This is a genomic window from Streptomyces sp. NPDC000075 (assembly GCF_040301925.1).
GTDB classification, from domain to species: domain Bacteria; phylum Actinomycetota; class Actinomycetes; order Streptomycetales; family Streptomycetaceae; genus Streptomyces; species Streptomyces polychromogenes.
Genome location: NZ_JBEPFL010000034.1, coordinates 26008 through 50021, shown reverse-complemented (window position 1 = coordinate 50021; position 24014 = coordinate 26008). Strand labels below are relative to the sequence as shown.

Genomic DNA, 24014 nt, shown 5'->3' with positions numbered 1-24014 from the left:
GCCGTGCGCGCCCGCCTGCTCCCGCTCCTCGTCGTCCTGATGGCGGGCGTGCTGCTCGCCCTCGGCTTCCCGCTCGCCGTCAGCCTCGCCGCCGCCCAGCAGCAGAGGGTGGTCGTCGACCGCATCGACGACAGCGCCCGCTTCGCCGCCCTCGCCCAGTTCGTCATCGACGCCGAGGGCTCCGGCGCCACCGGCGCCGACGAGCGGCGCGACACCCTCCAGCTGGAACTCGCCCGCTACCAGGAGCTGTACGGCATCCGCGTCGGCATCTTCTACCGCGACGACAACGCCATGGTCCGCGCCCCCGGCTGGTGGCAGCTGCCCGACTCCGGCGAGGCCCGGCGCTCCTTCGAGGAGGCCCTCGCCGGACGCCGCAGCCACGACCCCGGACAGGTCTGGCCCTGGCAGGTCAACGGCAAACTCCTCGTCGTCTCCCCGGTCGTCCTCGACGGCGACGTGGTCGCCGTCGTCGCCACCGAATCGCCCACCGACCAGATGCGCGCCCGCATCCTGCACGGCTGGCTGCTCATCGCGGCCGGACTCGCCGCCGCCATGCTCGCCGCCTTCGGCGCCGCGCTGCGCCTGACCGGCTGGGTGCTGAGGCCCGTCCGGACCCTGGACGCGGCCGCCCACGGCATCGCCACCGGACGCATGAACTCCCGCGTCGCCGCCGCGAGCGGCCCCCCGGAACTCCGACGCCTGGCCCGCTCGTTCAACGAGATGGCCGACAACGTCGAAGAGGTACTGGAGCAGCAGCGGGCGTTCGTCGCGGACGCCTCCCACCAGCTGCGCAACCCGCTCGCCGCGCTGCTCCTGCGGATCGAGCTCCTCGCCCTCGAACTCCCCGAGGGCAACGAGGAGATCGCCTCCGTGCGCACCGAGGGCAAACGCCTGGCCCAGGTGCTCGACGACCTCCTCGACCTGGCGCTGGCCGAGCACGCCTCCGCCGAGATCAGCCTCACCGACATCGGCGCCCTCGCCGCCGAGCGGGTGGCCTCCTGGCGGCCGTACGCCGAGGAGAAGGGCGTACGGCTCAGCGAGACGGGCCGGTCCGCCGTCACCGGCTGGGCCGACCCCATCGCCCTGTCCAGCGCCCTCGACGCCGTCATCGACAACGCCCTGAAGTTCACCCCCGCCGGCGAGGAGGTCGAGGTGTCGGTCTCCGCGGAGGGCGGCAGCGCCCTCGTCGTCGTCGCCGACCACGGTCCCGGCCTGACGGAGGAGGAGCTCCAGCGGGTCGGCGACCGCTTCTGGCGCAGCGGCCGCCACCAGAACGTCAAGGGCTCCGGGCTGGGCCTGTCCATCTCCCGGGCCCTGCTCGCCACCGGCGGCGGCACCCTCTCCTACGCGAAGAACACCCCGCACGGGCTGCGCGTCACGGTGTCCGTCCCGCGCACCGGTCCGGACGAGACGGCCTGAGCCCTCACCAGGGGAAACCGGCCCGGGCCGGGGCCGAGGCCGTGTACGTCTCGTCCACCGCCCGCAGCTCGAACGCCGCCGCCCGCTCCCGCCCGGCCCGCCCCAGGCGCGGCAGGTACAGGGCGGTCCCGCAGGTGCCGGCCAGGAAGCGGCGGGCGCCGTCCGGCAGGCGGCGGTACAGCTCGTAGTGCCGGACGGGCCCGGCCGCCCGGCGCCAGGACAGGCGGAGCTCGGCTTCCGCGCCCCGGCGGGCCGAGGCGTCGACCCTCAGGTGCGAGGGCGGGGCCGGGTGCCGCCCGGCGGTGGTGTCGCGTACCGACAGGGCTCCGAGCCGCCACGACACCGGCGCCGTACCGCGCGCGGTGATCCGTACGGCGAGGGCGTGCGCGGTCTGCCCGGCCAGCGCCGCGAGGGGGATCCGGGAGGTCCGCCAGCCCCCGGCGCCGCCCGCCGTGCCGGCCCGGAGCCAGGTGTAGGGGACCGGGGCGCCCGGTGCGGCCGGCTCGCGGACGGCCACCCCGAGCTCGACGTCCACCGGGTCCGCGCCGCCCGTGTGGACCAGTTCCGCGACCGTGGAAGGGGTCAGCGGCAGCCGGACGGCGTGCAGGCCGACGGCGGCGGGCGCGGTGAGGGAGCCCGCCACGAGCAGGCTGGAGCCGCCGCGCCAGGCGTCCGCGAAATCCAGGCCGACTTCGGGGCGTTCGCCGTCGGTGTCCACCACCCAGCGGCGCCCGGGGAGCCGGTCCTGGAGCCCGAGATGGCTCCAGGGGGCCTCGGAGACCACCGCGCCGCCCTCGTACCAGCGCAGCCCGTGCCCGGTGTTGAAGGAGCAGGCGAACGGGAGCCCGCTGACGGTGGACCGGTCGGCGACGGCCGACGCCGGCGCCCGCCAGGGCGCGTCGGGCGCGGGGCGGGCGGGGTCCAGGGACTCGCCCGTCCAGAACCGGTCGTCGGCGCGGTGGAAGGCGCCGGGGGAGCGGTCGGCGAGGTGCTCGCGGGTCCACTCCGGCCGGTAGAAGCCGAGGCTGACGACATGGTCGCGCCCGCGCGGCACGATCGCCTCCCAGTCGACCGCGGCGTCCCAGCCCCGGGACTCCACGTCCACGGCCGCCCACAGCTCGTGGCGGGACCGGCCCAGCCGCTCGGCGAGGCCGCCCGAGGCGGCCAGGGACCCGGGCGTCCAGCGGAAGTCCACGAACATCGTGTCCGAGACCCTGCCCGCCCGGTCCTCGAAGAACTCGCGGTTGAGCTCGTCCAGCGCGCCCCGCCAGCCCACCGCGCCGGTGCTGTTCATGGCGTCGTACCAGGTGATGCGCAGGCCGTGCGGCTCACCGGCGGCCCGCAGCGCGCGCAGGAACCCCCGCATCAGGGTGGCCAGCGCGCTGTCCCCGCCGTCCGTCTCGGCGTTGACGAACCAGCCGTCGAACCCGTACGCCGCCGCCACCTCGGCCAGCTTCTCCGCGAGGGGGAAGCGGCCGTCGGCCTCGCGGCGGACCAGGTCCCGGGTCCAGCGCAGGTCGCCGCCGTAGGCGACGGGCGGCAGGAAGACGTTGCCGAGGACCCGGACCCCGTTGCGGTGGGCGGCGTCGACCACGGGCGCGTTGGGCGCGAGGACGAGGCCCTCGCCGGCCGAACCGCCCCAGAACACCAGCTCGTCGAGGTAGGCCCAGTGCGTCAGCGCGTAGGAGTCGGCGCTCGCCGAGCCCTGCGAGGGGTTGCCGGAGGTGGGCCCGAAGGAGACGAGCGAGGTGATCCGGGCCTGGCCCGCGCGGGCGTCCCGGTTCGCCGGGACCGGAGTGAAGCGCGGGGCCAGAGGGACGCTCGCGGTGTTGTGGGCCAGGTCCGGATCCGACGACGGACTCCACTCCCTGAGGGAGCGCCAGACGACGCCCGGCCCGGGGACGCCCGCCGGGAGGGAGTCGGGGAACCAGTAGGAGGCGTACGGGGCCAGGGCCCCGCCCCCCGGGGAGGGGGAGGCGCCGGCCGCGCGGGCGGCCGGGGGCAGCAGGGCGGCCGCACCGGCCCCGGCGCCCAGGGCCAGGACGGTACGGCGCGCCGGAGGTAAGGGGGCGGCGGTACGAGGACCGGCGCCGTTGCCGGGTTCGGACATGCGGGGGCTCCTCGGGGTCGGAGGCGGAGGCGGAGGCGGAGGCGGAGGCGGGGGCGGGGGCGGAGGCGGGGCGGCTCGGGTCAGGCCAGGACGTCGTGCACGCGCAGCACCTCGGTGATGCCGCGCGCGGCCAGCCGGGCCGGGTCCCCGGCGTCCTCCTCCCGTACCGCCGCCGGCCGCACCCCCCGCGCCGCGAGCACCGCCCAGGCCTCGAAGAAGGGACCGCCGGGCGCGCACGCCGAGCGGGGCGAGCCGGCGTCCAGGGCGAGCGCGGTGGACCGTACGGGCGGGCGGTGCTCCCGCCCGCGCAGGGCCCCGGCGATCCGGGCGACGGCGGCCCCGGCGGGTTTGAGCCGGCGTCCGGCGGTGAGCAGGCCCAGCCCGTACTCCAGCTCCGGGAAGTCCGCCAGCTCCCGGGACACGTCGTGCGAGCACCACCAGGTCACCCCCCACAGGCCGGGGCAGTCCAGCGCGGCCGCCAGGGTGGCCTCGGTGAACTCCGCCGCCCCCTCGGGCGGCACCAGCGGCGCCGGCGCCCCGACCTCCTGGAGCCACACCGGGCGGTGCGGGTCCTCGGCCCATGCCTTGGACAGCTCGATCAGGTAGGCGGCGTGCTGTTCGGTGGCCGTCCCGGTGGGGCCGTGGCGCTGCGCGGTGCCGTTGAACACCCACGAGTGCACGGCCGTGGCCGCGCCCAGCCGGGCCGCCTGCGCGGGGGTGAAGGGGTGCCCGTCCCGGTACCAGACGGCGTCGTACTCGGCGTGCAGGTGGAACCGGCCCGGCGCGCCCTCCTCGCAGGCGGCCAGCATCCGCTCCAGCCACCGCCCGGCCTGGGCGGCGGTGATCCGGTCGGGGTCGGGGTGGGGGTCGTCGGAGAACTGGTTGACCTCGTTGCCGACGGTCATGCCCAGGAAGTTCGGCCGTCCGGACAGGGCCCCGGCCAGGGTGCGCAGGTACTCCTCCTGGCCGGCCGTCACGTCCGGATCCGTGAACAGGCCCCGGCGGTGCCAGGTCCGGGTCCAGGCGGGCAGGAAGTCGAAGCTGGAGAGGTGCCCCTGGAGGCCGTCCACGGCCACGTCGAGCCCCCGCTCGGCGGCCGCGTCGGCGAGCGCGACGAGCTGTTCGACGGCGCGCGGCCGGATCAGGGTCCGGTTGGGCTGGAAGAGCGGCCACAGCGGGAAGACCCGTACGTGGTCCAGGCCGAGCGCGGCGACCGAGTCCAGGTCGGCCCGGACCTCGTCCAGGTCGAAGTCCAGCCAGTGGTGGAACCAGCCCCGGGTCGGGGTGTAGTTCACGCCGAAGCGCACGGCGCGGGGGCGGGCGGCGCGGTCCATGAGGAGTCCCGGAGTCCAAGGGGAATTCGCCGGACACCCACAAACTGCCGGGGCTGTCCGGAGGAAGTCAACAGGGCCTCCGAGGGCCTCCGTGGGCCTTCGGCCGGATTCCGGCGGGCGGTGACTCGTGGGCTCCGGCCGTCGCGGCGGAAGGGCGGCGGGCCGGTGAACCCGTCGCCGCTCGTGCGGTTCGGTACGGGCGCGCGCGTACCGGCTCGGGAGGTTCAAGCCGCTCCGGGGGGCGTGGCGGCCCGCCGCCGGGGCGGACGACCGGGGCCGGATCGCGTACCGTCCGGCCAACGCGGTCCACGTCGACCACGTCGACCCCGCCACCGAGGGATGAGGCAGGCACGGCCATGGCGCGCAGACCCACCATCAAGGACATCGCCCGCCGGGCCGGGGTGTCGGAGAGCGCCGTCTCCTTCGCGCTGAACGGCAGACCGGGCGTCTCCGAGGACACCCGCGCCCGGATCCGCCGGGTCGCGGAGGAGCTGGGCTGGCGGCCCAACAGCGCCGCCCGGGCCCTGTCCGGCGAACGCTCCGGCGCCGTCGGACTGGTGCTGGCCCGTCCCGCGCACACCCTCGGTGCCGAGGCCTTCTTCCTGCGCCTGGTCTCCGGCATACAGGAGGTGCTCTCGGCCGCCGGGACGGCCCTGCTCTTCCAGGTGGTCGAGGACGTCGAGGCCGAATGCGCCGTCTACCGCCGCTGGTGGGCCGAGCGCCGGGTGGACGGGGTCCTCGTCGTCGACCCCCGCACCACGGACCCGCGCCCGGCCCTGCTGACCCGGCTGGGACTGCCGGCGGTGGTGATAGGCGGCGGCGCGGGCGACGTGACCGACGGCGCCGGAACGGACGGTGCCGGAACCGGTGGTGCGGTGACGGACGGTGCCGTGACGGGCGGTGCGGTGACCGACGGTGCCTTGACGGGCGGCGGGGGCACGGCCGCCGTGGGCGGGCCCGGCGTCGGCCGGGAGCCCGGTCCTGGCCCCGGCCCCGGTCCTGGCCCCGGTCCTGGCCCTGGCCCTGGCCCCGGCCCCGGCCCCGGCCCTGGCACCGAGCCTGGCCCTGGCACCGGCCTCGGCCCTGGCCCCGACCCCGGGCCCGGCGGCGGCCGGGAGCCTGACTCTGGCTCCGGCCCCGGCCCCGGCCCCGGCCCCGGCCCCGGCCCCGACCTTGGCTCTGGCCCCAGGCCTGGCGGCGGCCCCGGCCCCGGCCCAGGCTCTGGCCCCGGCCCCGGCCCCGACCTTGGCTCTGGCCCCGGGCCCGGCGGCGGCCAGGAGCCCGGTGCCGGCCCCGGCCCCGGATCCGGGCCGGACGGCCGGGCCGGGGACGGTGGGCGGGCCGGGCTCGCGGTGGTGCGGGCGGATGACGCCCGGGCTATGGCCGAGGTCCTGGGCCACCTCCACGGGCTCGGCCACCGGCGCATCGTCCACATCGCCGGCCTGCCCGGCCTCGCCCACACCGCCCGCCGGATCGCCGCGCTGCGCGCCGAGGCCGCACGGCTCGGGATACCGCCCGGCCGGGTGCGCTCGGTGCCCACGGACTACTCCGACGCCGAGGGCGCGGCCGCCACCCGCCGGGTCCTCGCCGAGCCCGAGCCGCCCACGGCCCTGGTCTACGACAACGACGTGATGGCGGTGGCGGGCAGCGCGGTCGCCGCCGGACTGGGGATCCCGGTGCCCGGGCGGCTCTCCATCGTCGCCTGGGACGACTCGGCCCTGTGCCGGGTCACGAACCCGCCGCTGACCGCCCTGGTCCGGGACACCGCCGGGTTCGGCCGGCTCGCCGCCGAGGAACTGCTCTCCGTCCTCGCCGGCGCCCCGCCCCGGGTCCGGGAGAGCGAGCTGCCCCGGCTGGAACCCCGCGGGAGTACGGCCCCGCCGCCGGCCGCATACTGAGATCCGACCCCTTTTCAGGAGTGCTCCCGTGACCACCCCCACCTCAGCCTTCCCCACCCCGCGCGCGGCCACGGCGGCGTCCGCCGCGGCCGAGGCCGACGGCCCGACCGTGGCCATCGACATCGGGGGGACGAAGATCGCCGGGGCGCTGGTCCACCCCGACGGCTCGATGACCGCCGCCACCCGCCGCCCGACCCCGCGCGCGACGGACCCGGAGGCCGTGATGGCGGCCGTCACCGAGGTGATCGCCGAACTGTCCGGAGCCCCCCAGTGGGAGCGGGCCGTCCGCTGCGGCATCGGCAGCGCCGGCCCGGTCGACACCTCGCGGGGCACGGTCAGCCCGGTCAACATCGGCGCCTGGCGCGGCTTCCCCGTCCAGGAGCGGGTCGCCGCCGAACTGGGCGCCCGGGGGGCCCGAGTCCCGGTCGTCCTCGCGGGCGACGGGGTGGCCATGACCGCGGCCGAGCACTGGCTCGGCGCCGCCCGGGGGTACGCGAACGCCCTGTGCATGGTGGTCTCCACCGGTGTCGGGGGCGGCCTCGTCCTGAACGACCGGCTCCACGCCGGCCCCACCGGCAACGCCGGCCACATCGGCCACATCAGCGTCGCCTTCGACGGCGAGCCCTGCGTCTGCGGAGGCCGCGGCTGCGTCGAATCCCTCGCCTCCGGCACCGCCATCGCCCGCTGGGCCCGCGACCAGGGCTGGACCGGCCCCGACCCGACGGCGGCGGGCGTCGCCGCCTCCGCCGGGGCGGGCGACCCGGTGGCGCTGGCCGCATTCGACCGCGCCGGGCGCGCCCTGGCCGCCGCCATCGCGGCCACCGCCACCCTGGTCGAGACCGACATCGCGGTGATCGGCGGCGGGGTCGCCGCCAGCGGGGACACCCTCTTCGGACCGGTCCGGCGCCACCTCGCCTCGTACGCCACCCTGTCCTTCGTCCAGGACCTGCGGGTCGTCCCGGCCGCGCTCGGCACCCACGCCGGGATCATCGGCGCGGCGGCCGCCGCGATGATGCTGGCGCCCGCCGGCTGACGGCGCGGGCTACGGCTTGACCGAGCGGTAGTACCGCCGGGCCCCCTCGTGCAGGTCCAGCGGGTCGGTGTAGATCGCCGTCCTCAGGTCCACCAGCTGCGCCGCGTGCACCTCGTGCCCGATCCGGTCCCGGCTCAGGATCACCGTCCGGGTGAACTGCTCCGTCAGCCGGGCGTCCGTCCCCTCCTTGGTGACCAGCAGGTTCGGGACGGCCAGCGTGGCCACCGACGAGGTGTTGCGGGCCCGCGCGTACGCGTCCTGCGGCATCACCGCCGCCCGGTAGTACCGCGCGGGGCTCCCGCTGGCCTGGAGCTGCTCCACCAGGTCGCCGAGCTGGACGAGCCGGATGTCGAAGCGCTCCGACAGCTCGCGCACCGCGTTCGTCGGGAGCCCGCCCGACCAGAAGAAGGCGTCGATCCGCCCCGCCTGCAGCTCCGCCGGCATGGTGTCGATGCCGATGGCGACCGGGGTGATGTCGTGGGCCGGGTCCAGCTTGGCCGCCCGCAGCAGCCGGTCCGAGACCAGCCGCACCCCCGAGCCCTCCTGGCCGACCGCGACCCGCTTGCCCCGCAGGTCACGGGCAGACTGCACCGGCGACCCGGCGGGCACGACCAGCTGGACGTAGTCGTCGTAGAGCCGGGCGCACCCGCGCAGCTGCTCCGCGCCCGGCTTCCCGTCGGCCCGGTACTTGGCGACCGCGTCCGCCGTCGCGATGGTGAAGTCGGCCTCGCCCGAGGCCACCCGCTGGAGGTTCTGCTGGGAGCCCTCACTGGGCTCCAGCCGGACCTTGACCCCGGGCATGTCCTGCGCGAGGGCCTGCTCCAGCAGCTGCCCGTAGCGGTGGTAGACGCCGGTACGGACACCCGTGCTGAAGGTGAGCCGCCCCGTGAGCGCGGGCTCCCCGAAGGGCCGCAGCCACCACAGCAGCACCCCGGCCAGGGCCAGTACGGCGGCCAGCCCCACGAGGAGGCGGCGCGGGGTGACACGGGGTGGTACGAGGGGCATGCCCGCGATCCTCCCACCCGCCCGCCCGTCCTGTCACGGGCCGCCCGCCCGTCCCGTCACGGCCGGCCCGCCGCGCCCGGGGCCGCCCGGCCGCCCGGCCCCGGGCCTCCGCCGGAGGGGGGACGGGGGGCCGTCCGGCACCGCCTACCCTTGTTGCATGACCAGCAGCAGCGACCGGAGCCCGGCAGTGGTGGACCCCAAGGGAACTTACGAGGTGCGCACCTACGGGTGCCAGATGAACGTGCACGACTCCGAGCGACTCTCCGGTCTGCTGGAGGACGCCGGCTACGTCCGGGCCCCCGAGGGCTCCGACGGCGACGCCGACGTGGTCGTCTTCAACACCTGCGCGGTGCGCGAGAACGCCGACAACAAGCTGTACGGCAACCTCGGCCGCCTCGCCCCGATGAAGACCAAGCGCCCCGGCATGCAGATCGCCGTCGGCGGCTGCCTCGCCCAGAAGGACCGCGACACCATCGTCAAGAAGGCCCCCTGGGTCGACGTGGTCTTCGGCACGCACAACATCGGCAAGCTGCCCGTCCTCCTGGAGCGCGCCCGCGTCCAGGAGGAGGCCCAGATCGAGATCGCCGAGTCGCTGGAGGCCTTCCCCTCCACCCTGCCGACCCGCCGCGAGTCCGCGTACGCCGCCTGGGTCTCCATCTCCGTCGGCTGCAACAACACCTGCACCTTCTGCATCGTCCCGGCGCTGCGCGGCAAGGAGGAGGACCGCCGTCCCGGCGACATCCTCGCCGAGGTGGAGGCGCTGGTCGCCGAGGGCGTCTCGGAGATCACCCTGCTCGGCCAGAACGTCAACGCGTACGGCTCCGACCTGGGCGACCGCGAGGCCTTCAGCAAGCTGCTGCGCGCCTGCGGGCAGATCGAGGGCCTGGAGCGGGTCCGCTTCACCTCCCCGCACCCGAAGGACTTCACCGACGACGTCATCGCCGCCATGGCCGAGACCCCGAACGTGATGCCGCAGCTGCACATGCCGCTCCAGTCGGGTTCGGACCCGGTCCTGCGGGCCATGCGCCGGTCCTACCGGCAGGAGCGTTTCCTCGGGATCATCGAGAAGGTCCGCGCCGCCATCCCGCACGCCGCGATCTCCACCGACATCATCGTGGGCTTCCCCGGGGAGACGGAGGAGGACTTCCAGCAGACGATGCACGTGGTCCGCGAGGCCCGCTTCGCCAGCGCCTTCACCTTCCAGTACTCCAAGCGCCCCGGCACCCCGGCCGCCGAGATGGACGGGCAGATCCCCAAGGAGGTCGTCCAGGACCGCTACATGCGCCTGGTCGCCCTCCAGGAGGAGATCTCCTGGGAGGAGAACAAGAAGCAGGTCGGCCGCACCCTGGAGGTCATGGTCGCCGAGGGCGAGGGCCGCAAGGACGGCGCCACCGCCCGCCTCTCGGGCCGCGCCCCCGACAACCGCCTGGTCCACTTCACCAAGCCGGACGAGGAGGTCCGCCCGGGCGACGTGGTGACCGTGGAGATCACCTACGCGGCCCCGCACCACCTGCTGGCCGAGGGCCCGACCACCGCCGTGCGCCGCACCCGCGCGGGCGACGCCTGGGAGAAGCGCAACGCCGCCCCCGCCCAGCCCCAGGGCGTCATGCTCGGCATCCCCACCCTCGGCGTCCCGGCCCCGCTGCCGGTGGCGACCTCGGGCTGCGCGATCGACTGACCCCGGACTGACCCAGGGCCGCTCCCGGACCGGCCCCGGACCGGCCCGGGATCCTTCCCGGCACCGGCGCGGCGGGCCACCGGCCGCCGCGCCGGGACGTCTGGCCCGATCGGCACGACAGCGCCTAGGCTGCGGATCATGCTCGTAGCCGCCGCCGTCTGCCCCGCCCCGCCGCTCCTCGTGCCGGAGGTCGCCGCCGGCGCCGCCGCCGAGCTCGACGGGGCCCGTACCGCCTGTTCCGACGCGCTCGCCGTGCTGGCCGCCTCCCGGCCCGACGTGCTGGTCGTGGTCGGCAGCGCCGACGCCGACCACCAGGGGACGTACCCGCAGGGCTCCCGGGGCGGCTTCCACGGCTTCGGCGTCGACGCCGAGGTCCGTCTCGGGGAGGGCGAGGAGGGGCCGCGCCCGCTGCCCGCCTCCCTCGCCGTCGGCGCCTGGCTGCTGGGCCGCGCGCGGTGGGGCGCCGCCCCCGTCGAGGGGCTCGCCGTCGCCGAGTCCCTGGAGGCCGGCCGCTGCCTGGAGACCGGCCGCGAGCTCGCCGCCGCCGACGAGCGGGTCGCCCTGCTGGTCATGGGCGACGGCAGCGCCTGCCGCACCCTGAAGGCCCCGGGCTACCTCGACGACCGCGCCGCCGCCTTCGACGCCGCCGCCGGCCGCGCCCTGGGCGCCGCCGACACCGGTGCGCTGGCCGCGCTGGACCCCGTACTCGCCGCCGAGCTCCAGGCGGCCGGACGGGCCCCCTGGCAGGTTCTGGCGGGCGCTGCCGAGGGCGCGGGCCTGGGCGGGCGGCTCCTGTACGAGGACGCCCCCTACGGGGTCGGCTACTTCGTGGCCGCCTGGTCCTGACCCCGGCGCACCGCCGGGCGTGACGGCGTACGGCGAAGGGGCGCGGGACCCTCGGTCCCACGCCCCTTGATCCCGGCGCGCCGCTCCTCGGCGGCGCCCTGCCTCAGGAAGCCGCCGGCGGCGTCGGCCCGCCGGGGGCGTCCTTGTGCGCGACCTTGCCCAGGGCGTCCTTCGCCTTGTCCGTACCGGTCGTGATCCGGTCGCTGTACTTGCCATGGGTCTTGGAGTCCACGACCTTGGCGACCTTGTCCAGGCCCTCGCCGATCTTCCCCTCGTGCTTCTGTGCGAGATCGCCGACCTTCTCCTTGGCCGGGGCGAGCTTGGCCTTCAGATTGTCGAGCAGGCCCATGGGTCACCTTCCTGGGGTCCCCCCGGACGGAGCCCGGGGAAGCGGTGGCTAGGTACGGGCGCCCTCGCCGGTCTCGCTGTCCGCGGCCACCTCCGCCGACTGCTGCTTCGGGATCTCCACGGCGGCCTCCGCCTCGGGAGCCCCGGTCGCAGCCGCCTCGGCCTGCCCGGCCCCACCGGCCGGGCAGGTTTCCGCGGCCGGCGTCTCCGCCGGGGCGGTCTCGGCGGAGACCTGTTCGGTCACTGCCTCGTCCTTACGGCGAAAAATCCGGTCAAAAACGCCCATGTCTACTCCCATAACGTTACTCGTGCGGGTGAAGTTCCGCTGTGGCCGGACCGGCCTCCACCAGATGTGCGCCAGGCGCGCGCCGGGCCGGAACCTCTTCAGGGCAACGACCCCGGACACACCCCGTCACCTCACCCGATCGGGTACACGCTGCGGGGTTTGCGAGACTGTGTCGGTGAGGAATGCAGCCCCCGCCCCGCGGGTCATCGCCGTCGTCGGTCCCACCGCGGCCGGAAAGTCCGACCTGGGCGTCGCCCTGGCCCGCCACTTCGACGGCGAGGTCGTCAACGCCGACTCCATGCAGCTCTACCGGGGGATGGACATCGGCACCGCCAAGCTGACGATGGACGAGCGCGGCGGGGTCCCCCACCACCTCCTCGACGTCTGGGACGTCACCGAGACCGCCAGCGTCGCCGAGTACCAGCGCCTCGCCCGCGCCGAGATCGACAAGCTCCTCGCCCAGGGCCGCACCCCGGTCCTCGTCGGCGGGTCCGGCCTCTACGTCCGCGGCGCCCTCGACGCCATGGAGTTCCCCGGCACCGACCCGGAGGTCCGTGCCCGGCTGGAGGAGGAGGCCGCCCAGCACGGCCCCGGCGCCCTGCACGCCCGCCTCGCCGCCGCCGACCCGGCCGCGGCCGCCGCGATCCTCCCCGGCAACTCCCGCCGCATCGTCCGGGCACTCGAAGTGATCGAGATCACCGGCAAGCCCTTCACCGCCAACCTGCCCGGCCACGAGTCGGTCTACGACACCGTCCAGATCGGCGTCGACGTCGCCCGCCCCGAGCTCGACGAGCGCATCGCGACGCGCGTCGACCGCATGTGGGAGGCCGGCCTGGTCGACGAGGTCCGCGCCCTGGAGGCGCGGGGGCTGCGCGAGGGCATCACCGCCTCCCGGGCCCTCGGCTACCAGCAGGTACTGGCCGCCCTCGCCGGCGAGTGCACCGAGGACGAGGCCCGGGCCGAGACCGTGCGGGCCACCAAGCGCTTCGCCCGCCGCCAGGACTCCTGGTTCCGCCGCGACCCCCGCGTCCACTGGCTCAGCGGAGCCGCCGCCGACCGGGGGGAACTCCCCCGACTCGCGCAGTCGTTGGTCGAACGAGCGGTCACAGCCTGATCACGTGATGGCATCGGGACGCCCCGAGCGCCCGTCACGGGCCCGGGACCGTGCCATCATCAAACTTCTGAACAGTGGCGTGCGGAGTCCGAAGTGGGGAGGGCGCGTGGCTATGGAGGCCGGCCCTCGGCGAGACACCGGGCGGGACGACACCGAGCGGGAAACGGACGTGAACCCGTCCGCTCTGCCCGCGACGGCCGGCGAGCCCGCGGGCCCCGGCGCGCCGGGAGCCCCCGGCGGCCCGGACGGCCCCGGCGGTCTCGGCCTGCCCGCCGACCCCGCGCGGCTGACCCCCGACGGCCCCGACGCCCCCGAGCCCGGCACCGAGGCCGCCGCCGGCCCGGCCGTCGAGGTCGAGCTGCGGCCCCAGCGCAGACTGCGCATCTGGCAGATCGCCCCCATCGTGATGCTGGCCGCCGCCGGCTCCCTGATGTTCGCCTTCCCGCTCGCCTTCGAGTTCGGCGACGGCGGCGCCGTCGTCGCCATGCTCGGCTTCCTCATCAGCTCCTGCGCGGGTGGCTGGGGCATGATGGCCGCGCGCCGTGTCGGCTACTCCTGGCCCGGGCTTCCGTCCCGGGGCAGCGGCCGCCGCCCCGACTGGCGGATCGCCGCGCTGTACGCGCTGGTCGCGCTCGTCGTCGTCGCGCTGGCCGTCTACCGGGTGGCCCGGCTGCGCTGACCGGCGCGGACACGGCGGCGACCGCCTCCCGGACGCACGCCGCCCACATGCCGAACCCGTCGGCCGGGGCCGAGGCCCGCTCGGTACGATGGGCTCGTGACGCACACCACCCTCCCCTTCCTCAAGGGCCACGGGACCGAGAACGACTTCGTGATCGTCCCCGACCCGGACAACGCCGTCGAACTGCCGCCCACCGCCGTCGCCGCCCTGTGCGACCGCCGGGCCGGCATCGGGGCGGACGGTGTGCTGCACGTCGTGCGCTCCGCCGCCCACCCCGAGGCCGCGCACCTGGCCGACGAGGCCGAGTGGTTCATGGACTACCGCAACAGCGACGGCTCCGTCGCCGAGATGTGCGGCAACGGCGTACGCGTCTTCGCCCGCTACCTCCACCACGCCGGACACGTCGAGCCCGGCGACTTCGCGGTCGCCACCCGGGGCGGGGTCAAGCAGGTCCACCTCGCGAAGACGGGCGACGTCACGGTCTCCATGGGCAGCGCCCTGCTCCCCGAGGGAGAGGTCACCGTCTCCGTCGGCGAGCGCTCCTGGCCCGCGCGGAACGTGAACATGGGGAACCCGCACGCCGTCGCGTTCGTTGAAAGCCTCGACGACGCCGGCGACCTGTACAGCCCCCCGCCCTTCAGCCCGGCCTCCGCCTACCCCACCGGGGTCAACGTCGAGTTCGTCGTCGACCGCGGCCCGCGGCACGTGGCCATGCGCGTCCACGAGCGCGGTTCCGGCGAGACCCGCTCCTGCGGGACGGGCGCCTGCGCCGTCGCCGTGGCCGCGATCCGCCGTGACGGCGCCGACCCCGCCGTCACCGGTGAGCCCGTCTCGTACACGGTTGACCTTCCCGGCGGTACCCTCGTCATCACCGAACACCCCGACGGTCGCATCGACATGACCGGACCGGCCGTCATCGTGGCCTCCGGCGAGTTCGAAGCGGACTGGCTCACCGAAACGGCTTTCGCCTGAAGGTTCCCTCTCATGGGTGATCCGTTTCACGCTGAGCGAGAGGCGGACTGCGCCACGTGGTGGGGTCGGTAACATCAGGCACCGGCCCTGAGGGCTCACCCCATGCCCGCCACCGCCGGTCGAAGCCGCCGGAGGTGCCCATGAGTGCAGAGGCCACGAACCCCGAAGCACATGCCGAAGTGCGCCCTGAGCTGCGCAGACGTGGCCGGACCCGGCTCGATCTACGCCGCCTGGGCCGTGCCGCCCTGCTCGGGCCCGCGTCCCGGGACCGACTCCCGGACGCCATCGGACACGTAGCAGAAGCGCACCGCGCCCACCACCCGGACGCGGACCTGTCCATCCTGCGCCGTGCGTATCTCCTGGCGGAGTCCTCGCACCGCGGCCAGATGCGCAAGAGCGGTGAGCCGTACATCACACACCCGCTCGCCGTCACGCTCATCCTGGCCGAACTCGGCGCCGAGACCACCACCCTGACGGCCTCCCTGCTGCACGACACCGTCGAGGACACCGAAGTGACCCTCGATCAGGTCCGCGCCGAGTTCGGCGACGAGGTCGCCTTCATCGTCGACGGCGTCACCAAGGTCGAGAAGATCGACTACGGCGCCGCCGCCGAACCCGAGACCTTCCGCAAGATGCTCGTCGCCACCGGCAACGACGTCCGCGTCATGTCCATCAAACTCGCCGACCGGCTGCACAACATGCGCACCCTCGGCGTGATGCGCCCCGAGAAACAGGCCCGCATCGCCAAGGTCACCCGCGACGTCCTGATCCCGCTCGCCGAACGCCTCGGCGTCCAGGCCCTCAAGACCGAACTGGAAGACCTCGTCTTCGCGATCCTGCACCCCGAGGAGTACGAGCGCACCCGCGCGCTCATCGCCTCCCACGCCGGCGCCGACGACCCCCTCCTCGCCATCGCCGAGTCCGTACGCACCGTCCTGCGCGACGCCGGCATCGCCGCCGAGGTGCTCGTCCGCCCCCGGCACTTCGTCTCCGTCCACCGCATCTCCCGCACCCGCGGCGAGCTGCGCGGCCCCGACTTCGGACGCATCCTCGTCCTCGTCGGCGAGAACGCCGACTGCTACGCGGTCCTCGGCGAGCTCCACACCTGCTTCACCCCGGTCATCTCGGAGTTCAAGGACTTCATCGCCGTCCCGAAGTTCAACCTCTACCAGTCGCTGCACACCGCCGTCGCCGTCCCCGAGGGGTACGTCGCCGAAGTCATCGTCCGCACCCGGCAGATGCACCGCGTCGCCGAGGCCGGCGTGGTCGCCCTCGGCAACCCCTACGCCACCGGCGAGGGCGCCGACAGCGAGGACGAGCGCGTCGACCCCACCCGGCCCGGCTGGCTCTCCCGGCTCCTCGACTGGCAGCAGTCCGCGCCCGACCCCGACACCTTCTGGACCGGGCTGCGCGCCGAGCTCGCCCAGGACCGCGAGATCACCGTCTACCGCGCCGACGGCGGCACCCTGGCCCTGCCCGCCGGGGCCAGCTGTATCGACGCCGCCTACGCGCAGCACGGCGAGGCGGCCCACGGCTGTATCGGCGCCCGCGTCAACGGGCGCCTCACCTCCCTCTCCGCCACCCTCTCCGACGGGGACACCGTCCAGCTCCTGCTCGCCCAGGACGCCTCCTCCGGGCCCGCCGCCGACTGGCTGGGCCACGCCAGGACCCCGGCCGCCCGGATCGCCATCAGCGGCTGGCTCCAGGCCCACCCCGACGGGCCGGTGCCCGCCACCGCCGCCCCCCGCGCCCCGCTGTCGGTGCCCGGGCTGCGCGGGGGCGGGGGCAACGCCGTCGCCGACCTCCCCGACGCCCACGTCCGCCTCGCCGGCTGCTGCACCCCCGTACCGCCCGACGCGGTCGCCGGGTTCGTCGTCCGGGGCGGGGCCGTCACCGTGCACCGCGTCCACTGCCCGGCCGTCGCGCAGATGCGCTCCCTGGGCCGCACCTCCGTCGCCGTACACTGGCGGGCCACCGCCGACTGCCGGGTCACCCTGCTCGCTGAATCGTTCGGCCGCCCGCACCTGCTGGCCGATCTCACCGAGGCCATCGCCCGCCAGGGGGTCGAGGTGGTCTCCGCCACCGTGGAGCCGCCCGTGGAGCAGCGGGTCCGGCACAGCTACACCCTCCACCTGCCCGACGCCTCGGTACTGCCCGCCCTGATGCGGGCCATGCGGGACGTGCCCGGCGTGTACGACGTCGGCCGGGCCTGAGGGGGCCTGAGGGGGGCCGGGGGGCGGGGGGCCGCAGGGGGAGTCTCGTTCGGGTGGATCCGTCGCGCGCCGCGCGCGGGCCCGCCGCGGGCGCTGGTAAGCGGTGGTGGATGCAGCTCTCCTCCCCGCGCCTGCGCGCCGCCCTGCTCGCCGCGGCCTCCCTCACCCTCGTCGCCGCCGTGCTGCCCCCGCCGAAGCCGCTCGGCATCGGCGACCGGCTCTTCCCCGAGCTCGGCAACCCCGGGTACGACGTCCTCTCGTACGACCTGTCCCTCACGTACAAGGACAACCGCAGCCCCCTCGACGCGGTGACCACCCTCGAAGCCCGGACCCTCGCCCCGCTGGAGCGGGTCAACCTGGACTTCACCCACGGGACGGTGGCCTCCGCCGAGGTCAACGGCGAGCCCGCGCGGTTCGAGAGCGCCGGGGAGGACCTCGTCCTGACCCCCGCCCGACCCATCGCCGCGAACACGCCGCTGCGGATCACCGTCCGGCACACCAGCGACCCGCGCGGTTCGGCCGACGGAGGCTGGGTCACCACCGAGGACGGCCTGGCCATGGCCAACCAGGCCGACGCCGCGCACCGCGTCTTCCCCTGCAACGACCACCCGGCCGACAAGGCGTACTTCACCTTCCGGGTCACCGTCCCCGAGGGCTACACGGCCGTGGCCAACGGCATCCCCGGCGCCCTCCCGGCCGCCCGCGCCGGGGGCGCGGCCCAGTGGACGTACCGGACCCTGCACCCGATGGCCACCGAGCTGGCCCAGGTCTCCATCGGCCGCTCCGCCGTCCTGCACCGCACCGGACCGCACGGGCTGCCCGTGCGCGACGTGGTCCCGGCCGCCGACCGGGAACGGCTCGAACCCTGGCTGGCCAGGACCCCCGGGCACATCGCGTGGATGGAGGAGCGGGTCGGCCGCTACCCCTTCGAGAACTACGGGGTGCTGATCGCCCGGGCCCGCACCGGCTTCGAGCTGGAGACGCAGACCCTGTCGCTCTTCGAGAACGGCCTCTTCGCGGGGGAGAAGGAGGGCTACCCCGCGTGGTACGTGGAGGCGATCATGGTCCACGAGTTGGCCCACCAGTGGTTCGGCGACAGCGTCACCCCGCGCACCTGGTCCGACCTGTGGCTCAACGAAGGACACGCCACCTGGTACGAGGCCCTGTACGCGGACGGGCTCGGCAAGTACTCCCTGGAGCGGCGCATGCGCGAGGCGTACCAGCGCTCCGACCAGTGGCGGGCGGCCGGCGGCCCCCCGGCGGCCCCGAAGGCGGCGGCCCCCGGCCAGAAGATCGGACTGTTCCGGCCGGTGGTCTACGACGGCGCGGCGCTGATCCTCTACGCCCTGCGGGAGGAGATCGGCGCGGCCGCCTTCGACCGGGTCGAGCGGCGCTGGGTGGCGGAGCACAAGGACGGTACGGCCGGCACCGAGGACTTCGTACGCCTGGCCTCGCAGGAGGCCGGACGCGACCTCTCGGCCTTCCTGCGGCCCTGGCTGTACGGGGAGAAGACCCCCGCGATGCCCGGCCACCCGGACTGGAGCGCCCCGGCGGCCGGAAAGACGGCCGCCGGAAAGACGGCACCCGGAAAAACGGTATGACGGCCCGCGAACGGGCATGTCACCATCGACGAGGCCGGCGACGGGGCGGTCCGGGGAATCCCCGGACGGGGTCCCGCGTTGGACGTGACAGAGAATGTCACGCACGGCGGTACCTTTGGCCCTAGCCGGCGCGCACGCAATCGAATCGACGTAAGGATCCAATGACCTCCTCTTCATCCCCTTCCCAGGACCCGCGGGACGCGCAGGACGTGCGGGACTCGCAGAGCTTCACCGAGAGCCTTCGGGCCGATGCCCTGATGGAAGAGGACGTCGCCTGGAGCCACGCGATCGACGGAGACCGGGACGGCGACCAGTTCGACCGCTCCGAGCGCGCGGCCCTGCGCCGCGTGGCGGGCCTGTCCACCGAGCTCGAGGACGTCACCGAGGTCGAGTACCGCCAGCTCCGCCTGGAGCGGGTCGTCCTCGTCGGTGTCTGGACCTCCGGCACGGTGGGCGACGCCGAGAACTCCCTCGCGGAACTCGCGGCCCTCGCCGAGACGGCGGGCGCCCTCGTCCTCGACGGTGTCATCCAGCGCCGCGACAAGCCCGACCCGGCCACCTTCATCGGTTCCGGCAAGGCCCGCGAGCTGCGCGACATCGTGCTGGAGAGCGGCGCCGACACCGTCGTCTGCGACGGCGAGCTCAGCCCCGGCCAGCTCATCGCCCTCGAAGACGTCGTCAAGGTCAAGGTCGTCGACCGGACCGCCCTCATCCTGGACATCTTCGCCCAGCACGCCAAGTCCCGAGAGGGCAAGGCGCAGGTCGCCCTCGCGCAGATGCAGTACATGCTGCCCCGTCTGCGCGGCTGGGGTCAGTCGCTGTCCCGGCAGATGGGCGGCGGCGGCGGTGGCGGCATGGCCACCCGAGGCCCCGGTGAGACCAAGATCGAGACCGACCGGCGCCGCATCCGCGAGAAGATGGCGAAGATGCGCCGGGAGATCGCCGAGATGAAGACCGGCCGCGACATCAAGCGGCAGGAACGGCGCCGCAACAAGGTGCCCTCGGTCGCCATCGCCGGCTACACCAACGCCGGCAAGTCCTCCCTGCTCAACCGTCTCACCGGCGCGGGCGTCCTGGTGGAGAACGCGCTGTTCGCCACCCTCGACCCCACCGTGCGCCGCGCCGAGACCCCGTCCGGCCGGGTCTACACCCTGGCCGACACCGTGGGCTTCGTCCGGCACCTGCCCCACCACCTCGTCGAGGCGTTCCGCTCCACGATGGAGGAGGTCGGCGACTCCGACCTCATCCTGCACATCGTGGACGGCTCGCACCCGGCGCCGGAGGAGCAGCTGGCGGCCGTCCGCGAGGTCATCCGCGAGGTCGGCGCGGTCAACGTGCCCGAGATCGTGGTGGTCAACAAGGCCGACGCCGCGGACCCGCTGGTCCTGCAGCGCCTGCTGCGCATCGAGCGGCACTCCATCGCCGTCTCGGCCCGTACCGGCCAGGGCATCGAGGAACTCCTCGCGCTCATCGACAGCGAGCTGCCGCGGCCGGCCGTCGAGGTGGAGGCCCTGGTGCCGTACACCCGCGGCGGGCTGATCGCCCGGGCGCACGCCGAGGGTGAGGTGATCTCCGAGGAGCACACCCCGGAGGGCACCCTCCTCAAGGCGCGCGTCCACCGGGAACTCGCGGCGGAACTGGCGCCGTACGTCCCCGCCAAGCAGTAACGCCGCCCGGCACGACCGAGGGCCCTCCGCACCTGCGGAGGGCCCTCGGTCTTCGCGCGCCCGCCCGTCGGCGGGCCGGCGCTCAGCGCTTGAACTTGGCGCTTACCGCGTCGTAGATCCCCTTGGCCTCGGGCCCCAGCTTCGGGCCGGCCAGCCAGCCCGCCTTCGCCGGGCCGATCGAGGTGTTCGACACCAGCGCCGGCTTGCCGTCGGCGCCCGTGGCGACCCAGCCGCCGCCGGAGGAGCCGCCCGTCATCGTGCAGCCGATGCGGTACATCACCGGGTCACCCTGGTGCAGGGCCAGGCGTCCCGGCTTGTCCGTGCACTGGAACGCCTTCTGGCCGTCGAACGGGGCCGCCGCCGGGTAACCCGTCGCCGTCATGCCCGTGATCTTCGGCACCGCCGGGGCGTTGAACTCCACCGGGAGCGCCGTACCGACCGTCTCCTCCAGGGACTTGCCGTTGCCGCCCTTCTCCGGGGTCACGTGCAGCACCGCGAAGTCGTACGGGGCGCCCGCGCCGCCCGTCGGACCGCCGGTCGCGATCCACTGGTCGGAGGTCTGCGCCCAGTCGCTCCACCACACGCCGTACGGGGCCACCTGCTCGCGCGGCGCGCCCTTGAGCTCGGCCGCCGGGCGGCCCGCGTTGTTGTACGAAGGGACGAAGGCGATGTTGCGGTACCAGCCGCCGGCCTTGCCCGCGTGCACGCAGTGGCCGGCCGTCCAGACCATGTTGGACTTGCCGGGGTGCGCCGGGTCCTTCACCACGGTCGCCGAGCAGACCATCGAGCCCTCGGGGCCGTCGAAGAAGACCTTCCCGGACGCCGGGACGGTCGAGTGGTACGGCGAGGCCGCGGCCTTGGCCGTCACCGGGGCCGGGGTCGGGTCGGTGACGCCCTGGTCCTTGCCGGCGTCGGGGTCGACGGCCGGGGGCTGCGGCTGCTCCGCGTCACGCATCCGGTCCGGGTCCCACAGGCCGTCGATGATGGGGTTGACGTAGTCGCCCGCCTCGCGGAGCCAGTCCTGCTTGTTCCAGTTCTTCCACGCGCCCCCCTTCCACTTCTCCATGTCGAAGCCGTGTTCCTTGAGCTTGTCCTTCAGCTCCTGCGGGATCTTGATCGGGCCGTCCGCGCCACCGGACGGGAGGGGCGCTGCCACGGTCGGCTTGGCGTCGCCGCCGGCCTCCCCGTCTCCGGGTCCGCAGGCCGCGGCGGTCAGCGCGAGCGCGGCCGCGCAGAGGGCCGCGGTGACCGGTCGGTTCGGTCGCATGTCGTAAGTCCCCCATGTGCTTCGAGGTGTTGGGACGGTGTCGTCCAGGGTGATCCGGTTCGCTTTCGCAGCACCCCACTATGCCGCCGCCGTTGAAGACGGCGGGGCCCGGGTCCGTGGTTCCGGTCCCCACCGGAGCTCTTCAGCCGCCGTGCGCGCGGGTACGGGGCCGCCCACGCCCGCCGCTGAAAGGCTTTCAGGACCCGCCGGGCCGCAAGGATCTTCGGGTGACCCGTGATCCGCCGCCGTCACCGTCGTTGGTACGTACGGGGGACGGCGCGGCAGCGTTCGTGTTCGAGGCGCAATCCGGAAGAGCAGACCGTGCGGGAGGTCCGACAGTCGTGTCCCTGACCGAGCAGGCCGCAGCCGCGGCACAGATTCCGCCCCAGGGCGTCCGGGGGCCGGTCGCGGCCGAAGCCATCCTGCGCAGGCAGGCGCAGCGGGAGTCCGCCGCCCGGACGTACGCGCGCTCACTGCCCATCGTCCCGGTGCGGGCGCGGGGACTGACCATCGAGGGTGCCGATGGGCGGCGCTACCTCGACTGCCTCTCCGGCGCGGGGACCCTCGCCCTCGGACACAACCATCCCGTCGTCCTGGAGGCCATCCGGGGGGTCCTCGACTCCGGGGCCCCGCTGCACGTGCTCGACCTCGCGACCCCGGTCAAGGACGCCTTCACCACCGAGCTCTTCGCGAACCTCCCGGCCGGGCTGGCCGCCGACGCCCGCATCCAGTTCTGCGGGCCGGCCGGGACGGACGCCGTCGAGGCCGCGCTGAAACTGGTCCGGGTCGCCACGGGGCGCTCCGGACTGCTCGCCTTCGCCGGGGCCTACCACGGGATGACGGCCGGGGCGCTGGAGGCCTCCGGCGGCGCCACCGACGTCCGGGTGACCCGGCTGCCCTACCCGCAGGACCACCGCTGTCCGTTCGGCGTGGGCGGGGCCGAGGGCGCGCGGCTCTCCGCGGCCTGGACCGAGAGCCTGCTCGACGACCCCAAGGGCGGGGTGCCCGCACCGGCGGGCATGCTCGTCGAACCCGTCCAGGGCGAGGGCGGGGTCCACCCGGCGCCGGACGACTGGCTGCGCCGGATGCGGGAGATCACCGAGAGCCGGGGCATCCCGCTGATCGCGGACGAGGTCCAGACCGGGGTGGGCCGCACCGGCGCCTTCTGGGGCGTCGACCACTCCGGGGTGGTCCCCGACGTGATGGTCCTGTCCAAGGCGATCGGCGGCAGCCTCCCGCTCGCGGTGATCGTCTACCGCTCGGAGCTGGACGTCTGGGCCCCCGGCGCCCATGCCGGAACGTTCCGCGGCAACCAGCTCGCGATGGCCGCCGGCACCGCCACCCTCGCCTACGTCCGCCGCAACGGCCTCGCGGAGCGGGCGGCGGAGCTGGGCGGGCGGATGCTGACGGCGCTGCGCGGCCTGGCGGCCGACCGGCCCTGCATCGGGGACGTACGGGGACGGGGGCTGATGCTCGGCGTCGAGATCGTCGACCCCGAGACGGGAGCGGCGGCCCCCGCTCTGGCCGCCGCCATCCGCCGGGACTGCCTGGACCGCGGCCTGATCGTCGAACTCGGCGGCCGCCACGGCGCCGTGGTCCGCCTGCTCCCCCCGCTCACCCTGACCGACGAGCAGGCCACCGCCGTCCTGGACCGCCTGGCAGACGCCATCCCCGCCGCCGCCCACTGACCGAGGACCCACCCATGCCCGACCCCAAACCCCCACAGCCCACCCACCCCACCACCGGCCCGCACCAACCGCAGGTCCCCACCGCGGCCCCGGACCACCCCGGCACCGCCCGCCAGACACCCCACACCCCACAGCGGAGCACCCCCACCCCCGGAAGCCCCGCCCACCAGGCCCCCACCGCCCCGCTCCAGCCGGCCACGCCCCCCACGGGACGGCCCCTCCGCCTGGGCCCCGCCACGCCGGAGTGTGACACCCCTACGTCTACCCTGCCCGCCGCCCCGCTCCAACCGGCCGCACCCTCGACCGGACGGCCTCTCCGCCTGGGCCCCGGCACGCCGGAGGACGCCCCCACCGCTGCCCCGCCCACCGCCCCGCTCCAGTCGGTCGCACCCCCCACCGGACGGGCCCCTCACCAGGAGCCCGGCGAGCGGGAGTGGGGCACGCCCATCGCTGCCCCCGGCATCGAGACGGGCCAGCCTGACGTTGCTGCCGAAGCCCCCGCCGCCTGCACGGGTGGCCCCTGCGAGGGGGCCTCCACCCTGCGGGTGGCTCACGACGGGCCGTCCGGGCGCCCCGACCGGACGGTTACGCCTGGAGACCCGGACCCCGCGCAGGCCGGACACCCGGCTGCCACGCACCCGGCCGCCGGGCAGGCCGACCCCCTGGCTCTGCCGGGCGCGCTGCGGACCGGGGCGGGGGAGGAGGTCCGGCCCCCCGCAGGCCCGGCCCGGCCCCCGCAGCTGTCCCCGGCAGGTCCGGCCCGGCCCCCACAGCTGTCCCCGGCAGGAACGGCCCGGCCCCCACAGCCGCCCCCGGCGGCACCGCCCGCCACTGGCCAGGCCGCCCCGGAGGACAC

At 75.2% G+C, this 24014-nt stretch carries 17 protein-coding genes and 2 pseudogenes; 13 read left to right on the top strand and 6 right to left on the bottom strand.

Features of this window, described 5'->3' with window-relative positions:
• Window positions 1–3: 3 nt before the first annotated feature.
• Window positions 4–1419, top strand: coding sequence for a sensor histidine kinase (locus ABT403_RS30820; protein WP_344165994.1), 1416 nt, complete (start codon window positions 4–6; stop codon window positions 1417–1419).
• 4 nt (window positions 1420–1423) lie between these two features.
• Here the strand turns inward: ABT403_RS30820 and ABT403_RS30815 are convergent, their stop codons facing one another.
• Both ABT403_RS30815 and ABT403_RS30810 read right to left on the bottom strand, forming a co-directional pair.
• A complete protein-coding gene (locus ABT403_RS30815) occupies window positions 1424–3529 on the bottom strand; it encodes an endo-beta-N-acetylglucosaminidase (RefSeq protein WP_344165996.1) in 2106 nt (701 codons plus the stop codon).
• Window positions 3530–3609: 80 nt separating this feature from the next.
• Window positions 3610–4863, bottom strand: coding sequence for a glycoside hydrolase 5 family protein (locus tag ABT403_RS30810; RefSeq protein WP_344165998.1), 1254 nt, complete (start codon window positions 4861–4863; stop codon window positions 3610–3612).
• Window positions 4864–5219: 356 nt separating this feature from the next.
• Between ABT403_RS30810 and ABT403_RS30805 the strand changes: the two are divergent.
• The 3 genes and pseudogenes from ABT403_RS30805 to ABT403_RS30795 form a co-directional block, all read left to right on the top strand.
• Window positions 5220–5750: pseudogene (locus ABT403_RS30805) on the top strand (LacI family DNA-binding transcriptional regulator); the annotation flags it as partial.
• A 429-nt stretch (window positions 5751–6179) separates the two neighbouring features.
• Window positions 6180–6761, top strand: a pseudogene (locus ABT403_RS30800) (substrate-binding domain-containing protein); the annotation flags it as partial.
• 109 nt (window positions 6762–6870) lie between these two features.
• A complete protein-coding gene (locus tag ABT403_RS30795) occupies window positions 6871–7794 on the top strand; it encodes an ROK family protein (RefSeq protein ID WP_344166701.1) in 924 nt (307 codons plus the stop codon).
• Window positions 7795–7803: 9 nt separating this feature from the next.
• Here ABT403_RS30795 and ABT403_RS30790 read toward each other — a convergent pair whose 3' ends face one another.
• Window positions 7804–8799, bottom strand: coding sequence for a TAXI family TRAP transporter solute-binding subunit (locus ABT403_RS30790; RefSeq protein ID WP_344166000.1), 996 nt, complete (start codon window positions 8797–8799; stop codon window positions 7804–7806).
• A gap of 157 nt (window positions 8800–8956) precedes the next feature.
• On the opposite strand from ABT403_RS30790, the gene miaB reads away from it, so the two are divergent.
• Window positions 8957–10477: a tRNA (N6-isopentenyl adenosine(37)-C2)-methylthiotransferase MiaB gene (gene miaB, locus ABT403_RS30785; protein ID WP_344166002.1), complete on the top strand. Its 1521-nt coding sequence runs from the start codon at window positions 8957–8959 to the stop codon at window positions 10475–10477.
• Between the two features lie 138 nt (window positions 10478–10615).
• Entirely contained in the window at window positions 10616–11323 is a 708-nt protein-coding gene (locus ABT403_RS30780) for a class III extradiol dioxygenase subunit B-like domain-containing protein (RefSeq protein WP_344166004.1), read from the top strand.
• A 103-nt stretch (window positions 11324–11426) separates the two neighbouring features.
• Here ABT403_RS30780 and ABT403_RS30775 read toward each other — a convergent pair whose 3' ends face one another.
• On the bottom strand, window positions 11427–11672 hold the full coding sequence (locus tag ABT403_RS30775; RefSeq protein ID WP_344166006.1) for an antitoxin: 246 nt from the start codon (window positions 11670–11672) through the stop codon (window positions 11427–11429).
• A 48-nt stretch (window positions 11673–11720) separates the two neighbouring features.
• Window positions 11721–11915: a gliding motility protein gene (locus tag ABT403_RS30770; protein ID WP_344166008.1), complete on the bottom strand. Its 195-nt coding sequence runs from the start codon at window positions 11913–11915 to the stop codon at window positions 11721–11723.
• 217 nt (window positions 11916–12132) lie between these two features.
• Here ABT403_RS30770 and miaA point away from each other — a divergent pair, with 217 nt between their 5' ends.
• The 6 genes from miaA (at window position 12133) to hflX (ending at window position 20203) form a co-directional block, all read left to right on the top strand.
• A complete protein-coding gene (gene miaA, locus ABT403_RS30765; RefSeq protein WP_344166010.1) occupies window positions 12133–13071 on the top strand; it encodes a tRNA (adenosine(37)-N6)-dimethylallyltransferase MiaA in 939 nt (312 codons plus the stop codon).
• A 112-nt stretch (window positions 13072–13183) separates the two neighbouring features.
• Window positions 13184–13750: a hypothetical protein gene (locus ABT403_RS30760; protein WP_344166703.1), complete on the top strand. Its 567-nt coding sequence runs from the start codon at window positions 13184–13186 to the stop codon at window positions 13748–13750.
• Between the two features lie 96 nt (window positions 13751–13846).
• Window positions 13847–14722, top strand: a complete 876-nt coding sequence (gene dapF / locus ABT403_RS30755) for a diaminopimelate epimerase (RefSeq protein ID WP_344166012.1) — start codon at window positions 13847–13849, stop codon at window positions 14720–14722.
• Between the two features lie 140 nt (window positions 14723–14862).
• Window positions 14863–16935, top strand: a complete 2073-nt coding sequence (locus ABT403_RS30750; RefSeq protein ID WP_344166014.1) for a RelA/SpoT family protein — start codon at window positions 14863–14865, stop codon at window positions 16933–16935.
• 110 nt (window positions 16936–17045) lie between these two features.
• A complete protein-coding gene (locus ABT403_RS30745; RefSeq protein WP_344166016.1) occupies window positions 17046–18536 on the top strand; it encodes a M1 family metallopeptidase in 1491 nt (496 codons plus the stop codon).
• 161 nt (window positions 18537–18697) lie between these two features.
• The gene (hflX, locus tag ABT403_RS30740; RefSeq protein ID WP_344166018.1) at window positions 18698–20203 is read left to right on the top strand and encodes a GTPase HflX; all 1506 of its coding nucleotides are present in this window, start codon (window positions 18698–18700) and stop codon (window positions 20201–20203) included.
• An 82-nt stretch (window positions 20204–20285) separates the two neighbouring features.
• Here hflX and ABT403_RS30735 read toward each other — a convergent pair whose 3' ends face one another.
• Window positions 20286–21470, bottom strand: a complete 1185-nt coding sequence (locus ABT403_RS30735; RefSeq protein ID WP_344166020.1) for a trypsin-like serine peptidase — start codon at window positions 21468–21470, stop codon at window positions 20286–20288.
• Between the two features lie 341 nt (window positions 21471–21811).
• Here ABT403_RS30735 and ABT403_RS30730 point away from each other — a divergent pair, with 341 nt between their 5' ends.
• On the top strand, window positions 21812–23158 hold the full coding sequence (locus tag ABT403_RS30730) for a diaminobutyrate--2-oxoglutarate transaminase family protein (RefSeq protein WP_425580276.1): 1347 nt from the start codon (window positions 21812–21814) through the stop codon (window positions 23156–23158).
• The last annotated feature ends 856 nt before the right edge of the window (window positions 23159–24014 follow it).